A 17,727-nucleotide genomic window follows, 5' to 3' on the forward strand; every position below is an offset into this window, starting at 1 on the left:
AATGGCATTATGCATCTCAACCCTTACGGCGCCGACGCGGTGCTGCTCGCGGTGAACCTGGTCACCCGGCCGGCGCACACGCCGGAGGAGCTGGCGGAGCGGTGCGAGGAGAGCGGCGTCGAGAGCCGTCTGGTGCGGGACCGGCACGTCACCGCCGCGGACCTGGCCGCCGTACGGACGGCACTCGACGAGTGGCTGCAAGTCGTGGACGCTCCCGACGAACAGACGCGGGTGGATCTGGTGAACGCCATGCTCGCGAAGTACACCGAGCATCCGCGGCTCACCAACCACGCCGGCGACGGCTGGCACGTGCACTACCGCCCGGACCACGTCCCGGTCGGCCGGCTGGTCGCGACGCTGATCAGCACCGGTACGGCGCTGCACCTGGCAGGCCGCGGCATCACCCGCCTCGGCCGGTGCGCGACAGCCGGCTGCGACAACGTGTACGCCGACCTCTCCCGCACCGGCCGCCAGCGCTACTGCACCCCCGCCTGCGCCAACCGGGACGCCGTACGCCGACACCGGGCCCGCAGTACGGACGCCTAGGATGGGGAGATGAGCGAGAGCAGCAGCGAGGACCGGGAAGTTCCGATGGCCGGGGCGCGGACCGAGGACGGCAAGATGCTGATCGTCGGGCCGGACGGCATGGCCGTCGAGGGACCGCCGCGCTCCGACAAGAACCACGACGAACCCGACGACGAGCCGCGTTCGGTGACCGAGCTGGTCGAGCAGCCGGCGAAGGTGATGCGGGTCGCCAACATGATCCGCCAACTGCTGGAGGAGGTGAAGTCGGCACCGCTCGACGAGGCCTCCCGGGCGCGGCTGCGGTCGATCCACGAAGCCTCGATCAAGGAGCTGGAGAGCGGCCTGGCGCCGGAGCTGGTCGAGGAGCTGGAGCGGCTCAGCCTCGACTTCACCGACGACAGCACCCCCACCGACGCCGAACTGCGGATCGCGCAGGCGCAGCTGGTCGGCTGGCTCGAGGGTCTGTTCCACGGCATCCAGACGGCGTTGTTCGCGCAGCAGATGGCCGCGCGGCAGCAGCTGGAGCAGATGCGTCGCGCGCTTCCCGGCGGGCAGCAGCTGCCGCCGGACGGCCAGTTCCCCGACGCGCCGCAGGCCGGCACCGACGGCCCGGGCAGCGGCGGGATGTACCTGTAGACCCCTTAGTTCAAAGGCTGGAAGAACTCTTCGAGGACGGCGGCGACGCCGTCCTCGTCGTTTGCCGGGGCCATCCGGTCGACGACCGCGAGAACGTCGGGGTGCGCGTTCGCGACGCCGTACGACGTACCGGCCCAGGCGAGCATCGGCAGGTCGTTGACCGAGTCACCGAAGGCGATCGTCTCGGCAGCCGAGATCCCTTGTGTGGCGGCGAAATCGGCGAGCATCGCGGCCTTCGAGACGCCGGTGGCGGAAATCTCCACCAAACCGTGACCTCCGCTGTGACTGGCGGTCACTCGTTGGCCGACCAACGGATTCACCAGGGCGAGCAGGTCGTCGGAGTGCAGGCTCGGATGCCGCACCAACAGTTTCGCGGCCGGCTCTGCGAGCAGCTCCTCGACGCTCGCGACCAACGTGTCGTCGGGTGTCGGCCACCGGTTCAGGTAGACCGGTTCCTGTCCGTAGCGGTTCGGTCGCTCGATGGCGAACTGTACGTCGGGAACCGCGGCGCGGATCGCCCGCGCGACCTCCAGCCCGACGCCCGGATCGATCAGCCGCGTCCGGATCGCCTTACGGTGCGGGACGTCGTACAGAATGGCGCCGTTGGCAACAATCGCGACACCGTGGTCGCCGACCAGGTAGGCGAGGTCGTGCAGCCAGCGAGGTGGCCGGGCGGTGACCATCACGAAAACACTTCCGGCGGCCTGGGCCGCGAGGACCGCGGCCCGGGTGCGTTCGGAGATCGTTCCGTCACTGCGGACGAGTGTTCCGTCGAGGTCGGTGGCTATCAGGCGGGGTTGGTGCGGAGCCGTCACAGGGCCACCGTAACGTCCGGCGACCCGGTCTCGCATTACCCTTCCAAGTGCGCCGGGCGCAAGCGGTCGAGCCCCGGATTGAGACCTTTTTGACTTATCTGATTGAGCTTTTGACAACGTCACCAGACCGTTACGGCAGGATGCTGCAAAGGCAGCAAGTTCCCCTGCATCGCACGGTTGGCGCGTGATTTAGTGCGGAGGTCTGGCGGGGAACCGGGGGCTGTTCGGCCGCGTCGTATGCGTGTTCTGGATCAGCGCGACTGATGCCGCCCCACCTCCGGAAGCACACACAAACGTCGAACAACTGTTGCGGAATTGGCTGCAACCAAAACCGCGGCAGTGGCGTCAAGAGTTATGGATCGGTGCGTCCCACGCCCGGGACGACATGGTGGGCCGGCAACAAAGTGCGGGTCCACCAGCTAGTGGAGCCGTGCGAACGAACGTCGTTCACCGTTCGTTCACTCGGGTCCTGATACTTGGGGAGCCTTGATGACCGTCAACAGCGCCAACCTAGCGGGGCCGGGGGGCAGTAGCTCTCGAGCGGCTGTCGACACATCTTCCAACAGGGAAGGGGCAATGACCGGATGTATTGCCCGCACTGATGTTTTTCAGCACCGCCTGATGGAAGAGCCGCCGCCTGCCTCTGCAACCCGCCGTACCCGCGAGCGGTACGACCAGCTCGTCCGCGAAGCGAAGGCGCTGTGCGCCTCCTGCCCGCTCTTCACCGACTGCCTGTACAGCGCGGTCGCGGAGCACGACGTGAGCGGTTTCGTCGCCGGAACCACCGCCGCACAACGGCGTTCGATCCGGAACCTGCTCGACGTCGAGGTGCAGGCCGACGACTTCGACCAGCTTGCCGGCGCGCGGGGGACGCGCCGGCCGGTGAGCCACGAAGAAGTCCTGCGGCTGCGCACCCAGTACCCGAACGACAGCCTCGAGTCGCTGGCCATGCGCCTCGGCTGCTCGCTGTCGACGGTGAAGCGGCACCTGCGGCGTGCGCGCCGCGGGCAGAGCCCGGCCGCCAAGACCCCGCGGCCCCGGCCGCAGGTCAGCGCGGTGCTGGACGCGTTCGACACGGTCGTCGAGCAGCACCAGCAGCGCCGGACGGGCAGCACCCGAGTCGCCTGATCTGACCGCCGACCCGCCAGCTGGCAGTCAGGTCGAAAGGCCCGGAAATCCTGTGCACACAGGGTTTCCGGGCCTTCACTTGTCAGGTGTCAAGTATTTCGGCTGTCGCCGAAAGGGCTTGCGTCAGAACCAGCGGTTGAGTACAGCGGCGACGCCGTCGTCCTGCACCGACTTCGTGACCTCGTCGGCGGCCAGCTTGACCTCTTCGGGCGCGGACCCCATCGCGACGCCGTGACCGGCGTACGTGAGCATCTCGATGTCGTTGCGGCCGTCGCCGATCGCCAGCAGGCCGGACGGGTCCAGGTCGAGCTGCGCGAGCGCGACCTTCAGGCCGGTGGACTTGTCCACGCCCTCCGGTGCGATGTCGAGCCACGCGGTCCAGCCGACGAAGTAGCTCACCCCGTGCAGGCCGAGCCGTTCCGCCAGCTGGACGAAGTCGTTCTCGGACTGCTCCGGGTCGCGGATGATCAGCCTGGTCACGGGCTGCGGCGCGAGCTCGTCGTCGCGGACCACGCGGATCTTCGCGTTCGCCCCGAGGTCGCCGTCCGGGAACGGCGCGGTGACCAGGTAGCTGCCGTCGCTGTCCTCGACGGCCATCCGGGCGTTCGGCGCGTACCGGCGTACCGACGCGATCACCGTGGACGGGTCGAACGTCCGCTCGTCGACGACCGCGCCGTCCGGGTAGCGCATCGTGCGCGCACCGTTGCTACAGACAACGAATCCGCCGGTAGGCAGGCCGAGCCGTTCGGCGATCGGCTTGGTCGTCGACCAGGCGCGACCGGTGGCCAGTACGACGGGCACCTGCGCGGCGGCCCGTCGTACCGCGTCGAGGACCGCGGCCGACATCGTGTCGTCGTGGTCGATCAACGTGCCATCGATGTCCAGGGCAACGACAGTCGGCGTACCGGTCATTGAGCGACCGGTTCGAGGACCTCGCGGCCGCCGACGTACGGGCGCAGCGCGGTCGGGACCCGGACCGACCCGTCGGCCAGCTGGTGCGTCTCCAGGATCGCGACGATCCAGCGGGTGGTGGCGAGCGTGCCGTTCAGCGTGGCAACCGGCTGCGTCTTCCCGTCGGCGTCCCGGTGCCGGATGTTCAGCCGGCGGGCCTGGAAGTCCGTGCAGTTCGACGTCGAGGTCAGCTCGCGGTACCGGCCCTGCGTCGGCACCCACGCCTCGCAGTCGAACTTCCGGTACGCCGAGATCCCGAGGTCGCCGGTGGCGGTGTCGATCACCCGGTAGCTGAGCTCCATCTTGTCGAGCATCTCCTTCTCCCAGGCCAGCAGCCGCAGGTGCTCGGCGGCCGCGTCCTCCAGCCTGCAGTAGGAGAACATCTCGACCTTGTCGAACTGGTGGACGCGGATGATCCCGCGGGTGTCCTTCCCGTGCGACCCGGCTTCCTTCCGGTAGCAGGACGACCAGCCGGCATACCGGCGCGGGCCGTCGGTCAGGTCGAGGATCTCGTCCATGTGGTACCCGGCCAGCGCCACCTCCGACGTACCGGTCAGGTACAGCTCGGGGTCCTCGAGCCGGTAGACGTCGTCGTGCGCCGACAGGTAACCGGTGCCGCCCATCACCTCGGGCTTGACCAGGGTCGGGGTGATCATCGGGGTGAAGCCGTTCTCGACCGCCTGCTGGACCGCCAGCTGCAGCATGCCGAGCTGGAGCAGCATCCCGACGCCCTTGAGGAAGTAGAACCGGCTGCCCGAGATCTTCGCGCCCCGCTCCATGTCGATCGCGCCGAGCAGCTCGCCCAGCTCGAGATGGTCGCGGGGCTCGAAGCCCTCGGCGGCGAAGTCGCGCGGCTTGCCGACCTCCTCGACCACGACAAAGTCGTCCTCGCCGCCGACCGGGGCCTCGTCGGAGACCAGGTTGGGCAGCGCGGCCGCGAGCTCGTCGTACCGGCTGCCGGCCTCGTTCGCGGCGGCCTCGTTGGCCTTCACCTCGGCGGCCAGCGTCTTGGTGCGCTCCAGCAGCGCGGCCCGCTCGTCGCCCTTGGCCTGGGCGACCTGCTTGCCGAGCGACTTCTGCTCGGCCCGGAGCGCCTCGAAGGCGGAGATGGACGATCGACGCTCACTGTCGGCGACCAGGATCTGGTCCACCACCTCGGTACTCTCGCCACGCTTGGTCAGGGCAGCGCGGACGACATCGGGGTTCTCACGGAGCAGTTTCGCGTCAATCACACCCTGAGGGTATCGGGGCGTGTCTGAACCGGCGAAGTCTATTCGGGATGATGGGCTGGCAACACCGTCACCGAGGGGGATCCGAGCGGCCGATGAACCACCACCCACCCAGTACCGCGGTCGGCCGTGCGCTCACGGTCGTACTGGGGGTGTTGCCGTTCACGGTCATCACGCTGCTGGTCTTCAAGGACTGGCCGCCGCTCGCCCGCTGGGACCAGTCGGTCGCGGCGCGTGCCTCGGCGTACGGCGCCGCCCACGAGGGACTGGTCGACTTCTGGCAGGTCGTCGGCGCGGTCGCGGTGCCGTGGACGACGCGGGCCGTGATTCTCGTCGTCGCGGCGTACCTCTGGCGCCGGCGGGCGCGGCTGCTGACCATCTGGCTGCTCACGTCCGCGGTCGCGGAGCTGGTCCTGGTCCAGGTCGTGAAGGCGGTCTTCGAGCGCGACCGCCCGGCCGGGATGCTGGTCGAGACGAGCGGGTTCTCGTACGTCTCCGGGCACGCGACGGCCGCGTTCGTACTGGCCGGGGCGCTGGGCGTCGTACTGCCGTCGGTGCGCGGGTGGCGGCGCCGGTTCCGGCTGCTGGTGCTGCTGCCGGTGATCGCGGTGGTGTGGATCGTCTCCGCGGACCGGATCGCGCTCGACGTGCACTACGTGTCCGACGTACTCGGCGGCTGGGCGCTCGGGCTGGCGATCCTGACCGCGACGTCGATCGGCTTCGGCCTGCGGCCCGGGCTGCGGCGGCGCAGGCGGCGTACGGCGTCCGAGGCCGACGGTACGACGGCCCCGCCGCGAGCGGCCGTGATCGTGAACCCGATCAAGGTCGGCGACGGCGTCGCGTTCCGCCGCAAGGTGACGCGCGCGCTCGCGGTCCGCGGGTACGACGACCCGTTGTGGCTGGAGACCCGCGAGGACGATGCGGGCAACGCGATGGCGAAGCAGGCGATCGAGTACGAGTCGGACCTGGTGCTCGTGGCGGGTGGCGACGGTACGGTCCGGGTGGTCTGCTCGGCGCTCGCGCACACCGGGATCCCCGTCGGCGTGATCCCGGCCGGCACCGGGAACCTGCTGGCCCGGAACCTGCACATCCCGCTCGACCTCGACGACGCCCTCGAGCGCATCCTCGAAGGCCGCGACCGGCGGATCGACCTGGTCGCCGTCCACGGTGACGAGCTGGACAACGACCGGTACGCCGTGATGGCCGGGCTCGGGCTGGACGCCGCGATCATGTCCGACGCGCCACCGCATCTGAAGAAGCAGATCGGCTGGACGGCGTACCTGGTGTCGGCGGCGAAGAACGTGAACCATCCGTCGGTGCGGGTGCAGCTCACGATCGACGACGCCGAGCCGATCGAGCGTCGCGTCCGTACCGTGGTGGTCGGGAACGTCGGCATGCTGCAGGCGAACATCCCCCTCCTCCCCGACGCCCGCCCCGACGACGGCCTCCTCGACGTCGTCGTGATCGCCCCGCGGCGGGTGACCCAGTGGCCGATCGTCCTCTGGGGAATGATGACCCGCACCAAGCGCACCGACATGTACCTCGAGCGCTTCACCGGCCGCAAGGTCGAAATCCACGCCGCCGTCGACGTCCAACGCCAACTCGACGGCGACCCCATCGGCCCCGGCCGCTACCTCGTCACCGAAATAGAACCCGGCGCCCTGACCGCCCGCGTCCCCAAACGGCGGTAAAAGCTGACAGGGACTGACATACCCCCCTCGCGGCCCCGCCTGACTCGGTCGTCGCCGTACTACGCCCCGCTCCCGCCCACCCCATGCGCCGAGGCTGCCCGCACAAACCCGAGCGACCGGCCCGCGCCTCCCGGAGCGGCGCTGAAGGCGACTGTGCTTGCCCCGCGGTGCTCCACCCGGCTCCTTCGTCGCCACGCTCCGCACCGCTCCCGCCCACCCCCGGGATGTCACCCGCACCGCCGCCACTGCACAACCCGGACCAACCGCTCGACGCCGGCGCAGGCTGGACCACCTGCCCGTGCGGCGAGCCCGATCGCGCCCTCGACTAGATACCTACGACTATTGTTCCACACCGCGGGTAGGCGTTTGCTAAGGCCACGATGACATGCCTAAAATGCTTCTATACCGCCCGTCTCCTTCGTGGGACGGGTTTACTTTTGCCTCGAGTGCGGTGCCGATGTCGTCCGGGTGGGTCACCACGGAGCTGGCTTCTGAAGACTCCCCACGACGGCTGGCAATTGGGCGCCGAAGAGGTCGGCGGAGGTTAGTTGGTACCACCAGTGCCCGCCGACACCGTCGGTCGGCGCGCCGTTGAGTGCGCCGGCGGTGTAGTTCTTGGTCGGATTGACCGTGCCGACCGGCACGCGCTCACGGGCCTGACGGATGGGAAACTCCAGATCGCTGTCGTTGCTGATGACAACCGCTGCGTCGACGTTGTGCTGGAGGACGTCGAGGAGCAGGTGAGCGGCGACGTTGACGTCGCTGCCCTTCTCCTCCCGTCGGGCGACCGAGACCATGAAGACGGCGTCCGGGATATCAGCAGAGCACGCGCCGTCCTTGATCATCACCGGCCAGCCAGGGCGGGCGAGGACCGGTCGCCGACGTCGGTTGGCTGTAGCGAGCGGAGCTGTCGCGACGCGGCTGACATACGTGCCGTACGCGATCTCGTCGACGGAGCCGCACGCGGTCAGCGCGCGAAGGTAGACGTCTTGTTCGCGCGGGCCCGGCGCGCCGGGGTTGTTCGCATCGGCGCGGATCCTGGCTGTGCAGTAGACGACGCGGAGCGAGGTGGGCGGCGTCCAGCCTGCGTTCGCGGTGATGATGTTGGAAGCCAGTCCGCGCAGATCGAGCCAGCGCCACCCGGGCAGCCCGCCACCGCCAACAAGGAACTTGCCGCCGTAGTAGAGGTTGAACCCGTCGATGTAGACGCCAACACGCATGCTGGTCAATTTCCTGTCCGGTTGCTGGGGTGAATGGCGGCCGCCGCGACCTACTTCGGCCCGTCTTGTCAGTCGCCCGCGCGCTGGCACGAACATGTGGGCCGTCGCATGCAATTTCACTACAGGTAGACATGCGGACACTAATCGTAACTGGGGATCCGCTGACCACGCTCGGTCCTGCGAACCACCTCGGCCAATGCAGTCACCGGCGAGCGGTAGCTCGCAAGAACCGGGCGCCAGCCCGGGGCCGGGTGAGAGCGCGCGTAGCAAGGCGCGTCTGAGGAGCCGAGCGACGAAGTGAGTGGCTGCGGAGGACGCGGGGGCCACCACCTGGTGGGCCGGGTTCGGGGCGGTTGTGTCAGGGGGTGGGTGGACTCGGCATTGGTCGGCCCCAGGAGGTGTGATTCGAGATGGCCGGGGGGAGGTGCAGGGCGTCGATGCCGATGCCGAGGTCTCGTAGGAGGGTGACCAGTTCGGAGTGATGTTGCTGGGCTTGGTCCTGGTCGCCCAGGGCGGCGTGGGCGGTTGCGAGTCGGGCGAGGTCGTGGGCGAGTTCCAGTCGTACGCCCTCGCGCCGATGGCTCAGTAGGGCTCGTTCGAGCAACGGAGCGGCTTCGGCGGCTCGGTCGCGGGCGAGCAGGAGGTCGGCGCGCAGGCGCAGTTCGCCGTCTGTCGGCTCCGAATCCGGGGCGCTCGGGCCGCGCGACGCCGAACTTTCGTTGAGGATGCGCTCGGCGGCGTCGACGTCATCGGCTCGTAGCGCGATCGCCGCTCGGGTCTCGGCGAGGTCGAGGAGGACGTTGCGGTCCTCCAGGCTCGTCGCGAGCTGTTCGGCCTCGTCCAGCGACCGCTCGGCCGCCGTGATGTCGCCGGTCAGCGCGAGGCAATCGGCGTACGTGATCAGCCAGATGCTCAGTCGGCGGGACGGCCCGCGGAGCCGTTCGGCCTGCACGTTCTCGGCGACCAGGGCCGCGCCCCGGGCGGGGTGTCCGGTGCGGGCCAGCATCGTCCCGAGGTGTCCGTGGGCCATGGCCTGGACCATGGTGTCGTCGTGCGCGAGGGCCGCGGCTTCTTCGAAGCAGGCCGCCGCCTCCTCGAAGCGTCCGAGCTCGCGCAGTGCACAGCCCAGCTGTATCAGCGCGATCTGCTCCATCGACCCGGCCTCGAGCTCGCGCGCGACGGCGAGCTGCGACTGTGCCAGCTCGGCCAGCTCGGAGTACCGCCCGGCCTCGGCGGCAGTGTGGAACAGCGACCGCAGGACGCCCCACCGCAGCACCGGGTCGGAACAGCCGGCCACCCGCTGCAGCAGACCCGCGCGGACGTGCTCCTCGCCGCGGACGACGAGGTACCCGTCCGAACGCAGCGCGAGCGCGGCCGCCAGATCGACCTCACCGTCGCGGCTCAGTGCGTGGACGAGGTCACGGATGCTGTCGATCTCAGCGTCGAACCAAGCCGAGGGTTGCTCGGCGGCGACGGTCACCCGGCGGGGCGGGACACCCGCCGGAACCGTGGCGCCGTCCGGGCCGATCACCGGGCGCATGCCGTGACCGAGGCCGTCGTCGGCCTGCGACGCCAGCCCCAACCAGGCCACGGCGGCGGTACGCCGACACCACGCGACAGTGCCCGGGTCCTCCTCCAGGGCAGCCCGCTCGCCGGCGAATGCCGCGACCAGCGGGTGCAGGGTGAACCGGAGCTGTCCCGCGGCATCCCGACCGACCGGCTCAACGAGGTGGACGTCGACGAGCTCGTCCAGCGCCCTCGACCCCAGCGGTACGTCGTCCTCCAGCAGAACGCCGGCAAACCACGCCGGCCAGGTCGTCACCGAGGCGGCGGCCACCCTCCGGAGCAGTCGCTGAGCCGGTGCGGACAGGTGCCCGTCGTACGACAGCGCGATGCTGGCCCGTACGTCGGCGTCCCCGATCGCGAGCTCGTCCAGGCGGATGTGTTCCTCGCTGAGGTGCTCGACCACTTCGGACAGACCGACGACCCCGGACGCGAGCCGGGCCGCAACGACCATCAAGGCGAGCGGGAGGCGCCCGCACAGCTGTACGGCGGACCGGGCCAGCCGAGGCTCCAGCTCGCCAACGTCGCGGCCGGCGAGCAGCAGCTCGACAGCCACCTCGGTCGACAGAGTCGGCACGTTGCGGCGGAGCACTCCGGCGAGGCCGGCGAGCCGGTGGCGCGAGGTGACGATCGCGGCCGAACGAGGCGACGGCGGGAGCAGATCGCGAACCTGCCGTTCGTCGAGGGCGTCGTCCAGAACCACCAGCACCCGGCGGTTGGCGATCGCGCTGCGATAGAGCGCCAGTCGTTCGTCCCGTCGGCCGTGGGCGGGTGGGGCGGTCGTACCGAGAGCCCGCAGGAATCGGTCGATGATCTCGTCCGGGTCACGCGGGTGGCGCGAGGTGCCGTCCAGCTCGGCGTACAAGGTGCCGTCGGGGTACGCGTTCTGCACGCGGTCGGCGAGAGCGACGGCCAGTGAGGTCTTGCCGATGCCGCCTGCGCCGACAAGGAGGACCGTGCCTGGAGTGGGTTCAGGCGCCCGCAAGGCCTCGGTCAGCTGGGCGAGGAGGTCGTCACGTCCGACCAGAGAGACGGGGCGGGGCAGCTGACGGGGCACGTGCCGAGGAGACGCCGACGGCGGGTCGCCGTCCCGCAGGAGACTGGAGTGGGTCTCCTGAAGATCCTGCCCGGGCTCGACGCCGAACTCGGCGACCAGCTGGCGTCGCAGATCCTGGTAGGCGCTCAGCGCTTCGGTACGACGGCCGCTCCGGGCGAGGGCCCGCAACCGAAGGTCGTGCAGACCTTCGTGGAGTGGATCGGCGGCCAGCAGGGCGTGCACCGTCTCGAGGACGCCGGCGTGGTCATGCCTGGCGAGCTGCGCCTGGGCGAGCGCTTCGCCGGCCGCGACCCGCTCCCGGTGGAGGGACTCGCGGGTCGCCGCGGCCCAGTCGCCGGACAGGTCGGCGAGCGCGTCTCCGTGCCACAGTGCCAACGCTGCGTCCAGCTCGCTCCGGGCGTCGTCGTACTGCTCGTCACGCAGGTACTCCCGCCCGCGGACGACCTGCAGCCTGAACTCGTGCAGGTCGAGTCCGTGGTCGGTCAGAGCGAGCTGATAGCCCAGCGGACGGGTCACGATGAGCGCCCCGGTCGCGTCCAGCTTGCGGCGCAGCCGGGCGATGATGTTGTGCAGCTGCTGCCGGGCGGACTGCGGCGGTGACGGCCACACCGTGTCGATCAGCCGGTCGGACGACGTGACCCGGTCGGCGTTGATCAGCAGCATCGACAGGACGAGCCGCTCCCGGCCGCCGAGAGCGACGGGTTCGCCTGCCACCTCGACCGGCCCGAGAACGCGAAAGTGCACGGCACATTCTCGGTCACGATCAGGCCCACGCGTAGCTCAACGCCCCCGGCCGTCGAATGCGGTCGGGGGCGTTGAGGTCATCAGGTACTGCTCAGCTGCTGAGGACCAGGTGCCAGTGCGGGCTGTGCGAGCCGACGTAGGTGCAGCTCCAGGACCAGCCCTCGTACGGGCTCGACGGGTTGCCGGTGATGTTCTTGCCGGACTGGTTGCAGGCACCGCTCGTGCTGTACCAGCCGCCGCTCACCGTACTGGCCGACGCGATGCCGGCGGTGGCGAAGGACACCGCCATGACACCGGTGGCAAGCGCACCGGTCAGCACAGCAGACTTACGGAAAGTGGACATCGTGGCTCCTTCCTGAGGCCCGCCGCACCCGACGGACCGAACGGGATGACGCGCAAAGGCTCGCCCACCCCACTCACCATCCGCTAACCACTCGCTCACGACGCACTACCGTCCGCTCACGAGGTCGCACTTCGGCCCGGCAGTCCCGGACTCACGCGGGCTGACCACATCCGGATGCCACCACCGCCCCAGTCGCCACCCTCACTCGCTCGCAACCAGCACATACTCACCACGTGCCGCCGCCTCGCCGAGAACACCCGCCAAGCAGTCACCCACCAGCACGCGTGGGGCTTGCCACCTCCACACGTCCAGCACAGCCGGCCGCCGCCCATCCCCAGCAACCACTCACCACACCCAGCCTCACGCACCACGCCCGCCAACGCAGTCACGCGGAGCACGCGGGGGGCTTACCTCAGTTGACGGTTGGGCCGGCTTCTTTGTGGAGGGTGTCGATGGCTTCTTCCTCTTCGGGGGAGAGCTTCGACTCGCTGGTGAAGGACTTGATTTCCTTCGCGTACGTGCGGGCGTCGGCGCGGCTGTTGATCGAGGTGAGGACGACGCCGTCGCCGTTGTCGTCGAGGAGTGCCATCGACCAGGAGAGCTTGCCGCCGGTGTCGCCGAAGGCGTCGTACCGGACGACTGCGAGGTGCTGGAGGGTTTCCTTCAGTTCGCCGCGGGTGACGTCGAGTTCCTTGCCGAGGCGGCGGAGTTCGGACTTGACGGTGCCGGGCTTGGCCTCGGGTTGGGCGGGCGGCGGTTCCGGCGTGGGCTCGGTGCTGGGCTGGTCAGCGGGGCCCGTCCGGGCCCTCAGGGCCTGGATCGCGAACACCAGGGCAAGCACCGCCACAAAGAGGGCGGCGACCCCGAAGGCACCGGCTAACGTCGAAGACACAGAACTAGAGCCTAAAGCATCGCCTGCTCTGCCTGAGTGTTCAGGTGATCGCACAGCGTGCGTGGCCGGGGACGGATGCGGTACCTCGGGCCGCGGCAACGTAGATTCGCGGCGTGACACATATGCCTGATCAGGGCCCACAACCGGGCGTCCACGACCTCGGGTACGCCCGGCTCGACACCGACCGGCTGGAACGTACCGGCGACGCCGAGGTGGTGTACGGCGCGGGCAAGACGCCGTCTCAGGTCGTGGAACTGCTCCGCACCCTGCACGCCACCCACCCGGGGCACGCCGTACTCGCGACCCGGTTGACGGACGAGGCGCAGGAGGCGGTCGCGGCCGCGCTGCCGGCGGCGGTGATCGACCCGGTCGGGCGTACGGCGGTCCTCGGCGAGCCGCCGCGGCAGTCCGGGACGGTGGCTGTGGTGGCGGCCGGTACGTCGGACGCGCCGGTCGCGGCGGAGGCGGCGACGACGGCTCGTGTGTTCGGGGCCGGGGTGGACGTGATCACGGACGTGGGCGTGGCCGGGCTGCACCGGATCCTCGGGGTGCGCGAGCGGCTCGCGGACGCGGACTGCCTGATCGTGGTCGCCGGGATGGAGGGGGCGCTGCCGAGCGTCGTCGGCGGGCTGGTCGGTGTACCGCTGGTGGCTGTGCCGACCTCGGTCGGGTACGGCGCTTCGTTCGGTGGGTTGGCGGCGCTGCTCGGGATGCTGAACTCGTGTGCGCCCGGGGTGACGGTCGTGAACATCGACAACGGGTTCGGGGCCGGGGTGTTCGCGGCGCGGGTCGCCCGGCAGTCCAGCCCGCGCGAGACGAAGGACGCCTGATGCGCACAGCCTGGCTCGACTGCTCCGCCGGGGCGTCCGGCGACATGCTTCTCGGGGCGCTGCTCTCCGCGGGCGCCGACCTGGAGTACGTGAACGCGGCGGTGGCCGCCGTCGACCCGTCGTTGTCGGTGACGGTCACGCAGACCGCCCGCCACCAGATAGCTGCCACCAAGGCAACAGTCGAGGTCAACGGCACCCCCCACCCGGAAAACTTCCCGGACGCCGGTCACGGGCATGGGCACGGCCACGGTCACGGTCACGGCCACGAGGCCCCCGCGGCTGACGCCGCAGACGCAGGAGCTAGCGCGGCGGAGAGCTCCGCTGCTGGATCTGGCGCGGGCGCTGGATCTGGAGTTGGCGCGGGCGCTGGAGCTGGGGATGGCGCGGGAGCTGGCGCGGGCGCGGGAGCTGGAGCGGGCGCGGGAGCTGGGGCGGGCGCGGGCGCTGGAGCTGGGGATGGCGCGGGCGCTGGGGATGGGGATGGCGCGGGCGCTGGGGATGGCGCGGGCGCGAGAGTCGAGAGGGCGGGCGCGGGCGTCGAGAGCGCGGGCGCGGGTGCGGGCGTCGAGAGCGTGGGGGTGGGGGGTGAGGGGCAAGGCGGTGGTTCCGCGGGTGGCTCGCACCAGCACTCGCACTCTGGGCCGACTCGGGCTTGGGCGGAGGTGCGGCGGTTGTTGGAGGAGGCCGCGCTTGAGGAGCAAGTGCGGGAGCGGGCGATTGATACGTTCGCGCGGTTGGCTCGGGCTGAGGGGGCGGCTCATGGGGTGGAGCCGGAGACGGTGCACTTTCATGAGGTTGGGGCGTTGGATGCGATCGCGGACATCGTCGGGGTGGCTGCTGCCGCGGTGAGTCTCGGGGTGGAGCGGGTCGTGGTTTCGCCGATCGCGCTCGGGAGTGGGAAGCAGGTGCGGGGACAGCACGGCGGGATTCCGATCCCTGGGCCGGCGGTGCTGCACCTGGTGTCCGAGGCGGGTGCGCCGGTGCTCGGCGGGACCGCGCCGTACGAGATGACCACTCCGACCGGGGCGGCGCTGCTCGCGACGCTGGCCGACGAGTACGGCGCGATGCCGCCGATGCGCGTCACCGCGACGGGCGTCGGCGCGGGCGGACGCGACCCGGTCGAGGTGCCGAACATCCTCCGCGTGATCCTCGGCGACTCGACCGACCAGCCGGCGACCGAGCTCGTCTACGAGACGAACGTCGACGACCTCGACCCGCGGCTCTGGCCGCAGGTGCTCGCGAAGTTGCTGGCCGCGGGCGCCGCGGACGCGTGGCTGACGCCGATCCTGATGAAGAAGGGCCGTCCCGCCCACACCCTCTCGGTCCTCGTCACCAGCGCGAACGCCGACGCCGTACGGCGGGTCGTGCTCACCGAGACCTCCGCGATCGGGCTCCGCGAGTACCCGATCCGCAAGCACGCCGCCGACCGCGAGTTCAGCACGATCAAGCTCGACGGCCACCCCATCAGCGTGAAGATCGCCAGGTACGACGGTCAGGTGGTCAACGTGCAGCCGGAGTACGACGACGTGGTCGCGGCCGCCGCCGAACTCGGCCAACCGGTCAAACACGTCCTCGCCCGCGCGATCGCCGCCGCCGAGGCCCTCTGGAGCTAGCTCGCGGCGGCCTTCTCCGCGACCTGCTTGCGGCGGGGCCATTCGTACGGCCACCACTGGGCCCCGTTGCGGCGGGCCCAGACGATGAGACCGATCAGCACGGCCAGCTCGATCGCCGGGCAGAGGGTGTCGCGGAGGCGGGAGCTGAAGAACTCCAGCGAGTCCGACAGGCTCGCCGCGACCTGCCGCGCGTGCGGGTCCCGGCCGGGGACGTACGCGATCGCGAGCATGGTCGTACGGACGACCATCAACCCGTCGACCTTCGACGCGGCGACCGCGGCCAGGGCGGCCCAGGCGATCACGTCGTACCAGGGCAGCGAGTACATCGCGGTCAGCGACCACGCGATCGCGTAGATCGCGGTGTACCGGATCGCGGCCGGGGTCGGGTCGTCCGGATGTGTTTGCGGCACCAACGACTTCGGGAACACCTGGCAGAGCAGGATCGCGACCACGATCAGGCCGACCCAGGCCAGGATCGCGATCACCGTCCTGACCAGACCGTTGGGCAGGAACAGCGTGAAGAGGCTGAGCAGCACCTTGTGCGGCGTGCCGGTGGAGATGAACGACGTCTGCGACCGCGCCTGCTGGAACGCCTGCAGGCCGACGATCGCGTACAGCCCGCCCATCGCGATCGCGCCGCCGCCGCAGAAGTACAGGCACTTGCGCCGGTCGGCCCGCAGCGCCCACAGCATCGCGATGCCGACCAGGCCGATCGACAGCTTCGTGCAGCCCGCGACGCCGAGCATCAGCCCGGCGAGGAACACGTGCCGCCGGAACAGCACTAGCGCGATCACCGCGAACATCACCGCGATCGAGTCGTTGTGCGCGCCGGCCAGCACCGCCCAGAGGAGCAGCGGGTTCGCCAGGCTGAGCATGATCACGCGCCGCTTGGCCGGCAGGTCCTTGCCGACCAGCTTGACCAGCAGCAGCCCGGTGACGACCAGGCTGATCGCGATCGACAGCTGCAGCATCCACACGGTGAGCTGCGCGGAGTCGCCGCCGATCAGCGAGGACAGCCACTGCACCCAGGTCGCGATCGGCCCGTACACGCTGCGCGCGCCCTGCCACGGCCGCTCGGTCGCGGTGATCACCGGGTCGTACCCGAGCCGGATGGTGTCCGCCGGCGAGGCCGTGTACGGGTCGCCGCCGAGCGACATGATCCGCCCGTACGCCGCGTAGATCAGCACGTCGCCCGACGCCATCGGGGGCACCAGCGTCACGGCCGCCGTCGTACCGATGCCCAAGGCAATCAACCGGTCGACGCGCGGCGCCCAGCCGTGCCGCAACGCCTTGGTGGCAAGGAAGACGCCGTACCCGCCGAGCAGGATCGCGACGTAGATCATCACCGACACGAGCCAGTCGTTCGGCTTCGCGTCGAACCAGTACGACGGGAGCCACGGGTGCCGGTTGGTCAGCGTCAGTACGACGACGGACGGTCCGAGCAGGCCGACCGCGACGATCAGCGCCGTACACGCGAGGTAGAGGGCGACGGCGCGGCGACCGTACTTCCGTCCGAGTTCGAGGTCGCTCATTGCGCGGACTTCCACGGGAACCGGCTGCTCCCCCCACCGTCCGCGGGCAGCGCACTGCGGGCGGCGAGCGCACGCCGGACGTGCAGGTACTGCTTCGCGCGGTGCAACTGCCCGCGCAGATCGGTCCCGGTCGCGCGGTGCCGGACCTCGATCGGCACCTCCACGATCCGGAAGCCCTTCCGCCCCAGGTCGATCGTCAGCGCGGTCTCCACCCCGAACCCGGCGGCCAGCGGTACGGCGGAGTCGAACGCGGCGCGGGTCAGGCACCGCTGCCCCGACAACGGCTGCTCCGGCGCCCAGCCGGTGGCCCCCTCGATCCCGGCCCGCGACAGCCGTACGACGAACCCGTGGCCGCCGGCCTTCGACCCGTCGGCACGCACCTGTGCCGGCAGCGTCCCGATCGTCATGTCCGCGCGGCCCGTCTGCACCGGCTCGATCAACGGCCCGGCCGCGGTCGCGGTGTCGGTGAGGTCGGCGTCCAGGAACAGCAGGTGCCGCGGGCGGGCGCCGTCGCGCTCGGCGACCGCCGCCGCGCCGGTCTCCATCGCCGCCGCCTTCCCGCGGTTCCGCTCGTGCCGGACGACGACCGCGCCGGCCTGCTCGGCCACCTCGGCGGTCCGGTCGGTGGAGCCGTCGTCGACGACCACGACCAGGTCGACACCGATGATCTTGTGCACGGCGTCGACGGTCGCCGCGATCCGGCCGGCCTCGTCCTTGGCCGGGATCACGCAGGCGACGGCGCGCTCGAACGGTTCCTTGTCGTCGGGCTTCTCGTTGGGCACAGCATCACCGGGCACAGCACCGCAGCCTAGTTCCTCGGCAGGCGATCGATCTCCTCAGTATCGGCCACCTGTGGAGATTCGTTCTTTCGAACGATCGGCGATATCGGCCAGCTGGCAGATGTTCCGCCGCGGCGGGGGCCGCAGGATTTGAGACATCAGCAGAACCCGACCGGAAG

General features: G+C 70.3%; 15 protein-coding genes. 6 read left to right on the forward strand and 9 right to left on the reverse strand.

Translation table 11 applies throughout. The features are described from left to right. Nucleotides 1–9: 9 nt before the first annotated feature. Complete coding sequence (locus ACQHIV_RS29385) at nucleotides 10–546, forward strand: CGNR zinc finger domain-containing protein (protein ID WP_427887075.1); 537 nt, start codon at nucleotides 10–12, stop codon at nucleotides 544–546. Between the two features lie 9 nt (nucleotides 547–555). Continuing rightward, complete coding sequence (locus tag ACQHIV_RS29390; RefSeq protein WP_427887077.1) at nucleotides 556–1,161, forward strand: bacterial proteasome activator family protein; 606 nt, start codon at nucleotides 556–558, stop codon at nucleotides 1,159–1,161. A gap of 5 nt (nucleotides 1,162–1,166) precedes the next feature. Here ACQHIV_RS29390 and ACQHIV_RS29395 read toward each other — a convergent pair whose 3' ends face one another. After that, on the reverse strand, nucleotides 1,167–1,976 hold the full coding sequence (locus ACQHIV_RS29395; protein ID WP_427887078.1) for an HAD family hydrolase: 810 nt from the start codon (nucleotides 1,974–1,976) through the stop codon (nucleotides 1,167–1,169). Between the two features lie 621 nt (nucleotides 1,977–2,597). On the opposite strand from ACQHIV_RS29395, the gene ACQHIV_RS29400 reads away from it, so the two are divergent. After that, nucleotides 2,598–3,104 (forward strand): WhiB family transcriptional regulator, encoded by a 507-nt coding sequence (locus ACQHIV_RS29400; RefSeq protein ID WP_380190349.1) that lies wholly within the window; start codon nucleotides 2,598–2,600, stop codon nucleotides 3,102–3,104. Between the two features lie 123 nt (nucleotides 3,105–3,227). On the opposite strand, the gene ACQHIV_RS29405 is transcribed toward ACQHIV_RS29400, so the two are convergent. Continuing rightward, nucleotides 3,228–4,016: an HAD family hydrolase gene (locus tag ACQHIV_RS29405; protein ID WP_427887080.1), complete on the reverse strand. Its 789-nt coding sequence runs from the start codon at nucleotides 4,014–4,016 to the stop codon at nucleotides 3,228–3,230. Beyond that, nucleotides 4,013–5,287, reverse strand: coding sequence for a serine--tRNA ligase (serS, locus tag ACQHIV_RS29410; protein WP_427887082.1), 1,275 nt, complete (start codon nucleotides 5,285–5,287; stop codon nucleotides 4,013–4,015). The genes ACQHIV_RS29405 and serS overlap by 4 nt, the downstream gene beginning before the upstream one ends. A 92-nt stretch (nucleotides 5,288–5,379) precedes the next feature. On the opposite strand from serS, the gene ACQHIV_RS29415 reads away from it, so the two are divergent. After that, nucleotides 5,380–6,975, forward strand: coding sequence for a diacylglycerol kinase family protein (locus tag ACQHIV_RS29415; RefSeq protein WP_427887084.1), 1,596 nt, complete (start codon nucleotides 5,380–5,382; stop codon nucleotides 6,973–6,975). Between the two features lie 473 nt (nucleotides 6,976–7,448). Here the strand turns inward: ACQHIV_RS29415 and ACQHIV_RS29420 are convergent, their stop codons facing one another. The 4 genes from ACQHIV_RS29420 to ACQHIV_RS29435 form a co-directional block, all read right to left on the reverse strand. Then, nucleotides 7,449–8,195, reverse strand: a complete 747-nt coding sequence (locus tag ACQHIV_RS29420; RefSeq protein ID WP_427887086.1) for a hypothetical protein — start codon at nucleotides 8,193–8,195, stop codon at nucleotides 7,449–7,451. Nucleotides 8,196–8,553: 358 nt separating this feature from the next. Next, nucleotides 8,554–11,559: a BTAD domain-containing putative transcriptional regulator gene (locus ACQHIV_RS29425; RefSeq protein ID WP_427887088.1), complete on the reverse strand. Its 3,006-nt coding sequence runs from the start codon at nucleotides 11,557–11,559 to the stop codon at nucleotides 8,554–8,556. Between the two features lie 91 nt (nucleotides 11,560–11,650). Then, a complete protein-coding gene (locus ACQHIV_RS29430; protein ID WP_380190343.1) occupies nucleotides 11,651–11,902 on the reverse strand; it encodes a hypothetical protein in 252 nt (83 codons plus the stop codon). Between the two features lie 412 nt (nucleotides 11,903–12,314). Further along, nucleotides 12,315–12,794, reverse strand: a complete 480-nt coding sequence (locus tag ACQHIV_RS29435; protein ID WP_427887090.1) for a DUF4446 family protein — start codon at nucleotides 12,792–12,794, stop codon at nucleotides 12,315–12,317. A 122-nt stretch (nucleotides 12,795–12,916) separates the two neighbouring features. Between ACQHIV_RS29435 and larB the strand changes: the two genes are divergently transcribed. Continuing rightward, a complete protein-coding gene (gene larB, locus ACQHIV_RS29440) occupies nucleotides 12,917–13,624 on the forward strand; it encodes a nickel pincer cofactor biosynthesis protein LarB (RefSeq protein WP_427896589.1) in 708 nt (235 codons plus the stop codon). After that, the gene (gene larC, locus ACQHIV_RS29445) at nucleotides 13,624–15,237 is read left to right on the forward strand and encodes a nickel pincer cofactor biosynthesis protein LarC (RefSeq protein ID WP_427887092.1); all 1,614 of its coding nucleotides are present in this window, start codon (nucleotides 13,624–13,626) and stop codon (nucleotides 15,235–15,237) included. The genes larB and larC overlap by 1 nt, the downstream gene beginning before the upstream one ends. Here the strand turns inward: larC and ACQHIV_RS29450 are convergent. Further along, a complete protein-coding gene (locus tag ACQHIV_RS29450) occupies nucleotides 15,234–16,769 on the reverse strand; it encodes a DUF2029 domain-containing protein (RefSeq protein ID WP_427887093.1) in 1,536 nt (511 codons plus the stop codon). The two genes, larC and ACQHIV_RS29450, sit on opposite strands and share 4 nt — an antisense overlap. After that, nucleotides 16,766–17,566, reverse strand: coding sequence for a glycosyltransferase family 2 protein (locus ACQHIV_RS29455; RefSeq protein ID WP_427887094.1), 801 nt, complete (start codon nucleotides 17,564–17,566; stop codon nucleotides 16,766–16,768). The genes ACQHIV_RS29450 and ACQHIV_RS29455 overlap by 4 nt, the downstream gene beginning before the upstream one ends. Between the last annotated feature and the right edge of the window lie 161 nt (nucleotides 17,567–17,727).

Origin of the sequence: Kribbella polygonati, assembly GCF_050320105.1 — a bacterium.
Lineage (GTDB): Bacteria > Actinomycetota > Actinomycetes > Propionibacteriales > Kribbellaceae > Kribbella.

What these genes read in the sequence shown, in the direction of transcription:
- ACQHIV_RS29385 (WP_427887075.1), top strand. Translation starts at nt 10, where the DNA reads ATGCATCTCAACCCTTACGGCGCCGACGCGGTGCTGCTCGCGGTGAAC.
- ACQHIV_RS29390 (WP_427887077.1), top strand. Translation starts at nt 556, where the DNA reads ATGAGCGAGAGCAGCAGCGAGGACCGGGAAGTTCCGATGGCCGGGGCG.
- ACQHIV_RS29400 (WP_380190349.1), top strand. Translation starts at nt 2,598, where the DNA reads ATGGAAGAGCCGCCGCCTGCCTCTGCAACCCGCCGTACCCGCGAGCGG.
- ACQHIV_RS29405 (WP_427887080.1), bottom strand. Translation starts at nt 4,016, where the DNA reads ATGACCGGTACGCCGACTGTCGTTGCCCTGGACATCGATGGCACGTTG.
- ACQHIV_RS29415 (WP_427887084.1), top strand. Translation starts at nt 5,380, where the DNA reads ATGAACCACCACCCACCCAGTACCGCGGTCGGCCGTGCGCTCACGGTC.
- ACQHIV_RS29420 (WP_427887086.1), bottom strand. Translation starts at nt 8,195, where the DNA reads ATGCGTGTTGGCGTCTACATCGACGGGTTCAACCTCTACTACGGCGGC.
- ACQHIV_RS29430 (WP_380190343.1), bottom strand. Translation starts at nt 11,902, where the DNA reads ATGTCCACTTTCCGTAAGTCTGCTGTGCTGACCGGTGCGCTTGCCACC.
- larB (WP_427896589.1), top strand. Translation starts at nt 12,917, where the DNA reads ATGCCTGATCAGGGCCCACAACCGGGCGTCCACGACCTCGGGTACGCC.
- larC (WP_427887092.1), top strand. Translation starts at nt 13,624, where the DNA reads ATGCGCACAGCCTGGCTCGACTGCTCCGCCGGGGCGTCCGGCGACATG.
- ACQHIV_RS29450 (WP_427887093.1), bottom strand. Translation starts at nt 16,769, where the DNA reads ATGAGCGACCTCGAACTCGGACGGAAGTACGGTCGCCGCGCCGTCGCC.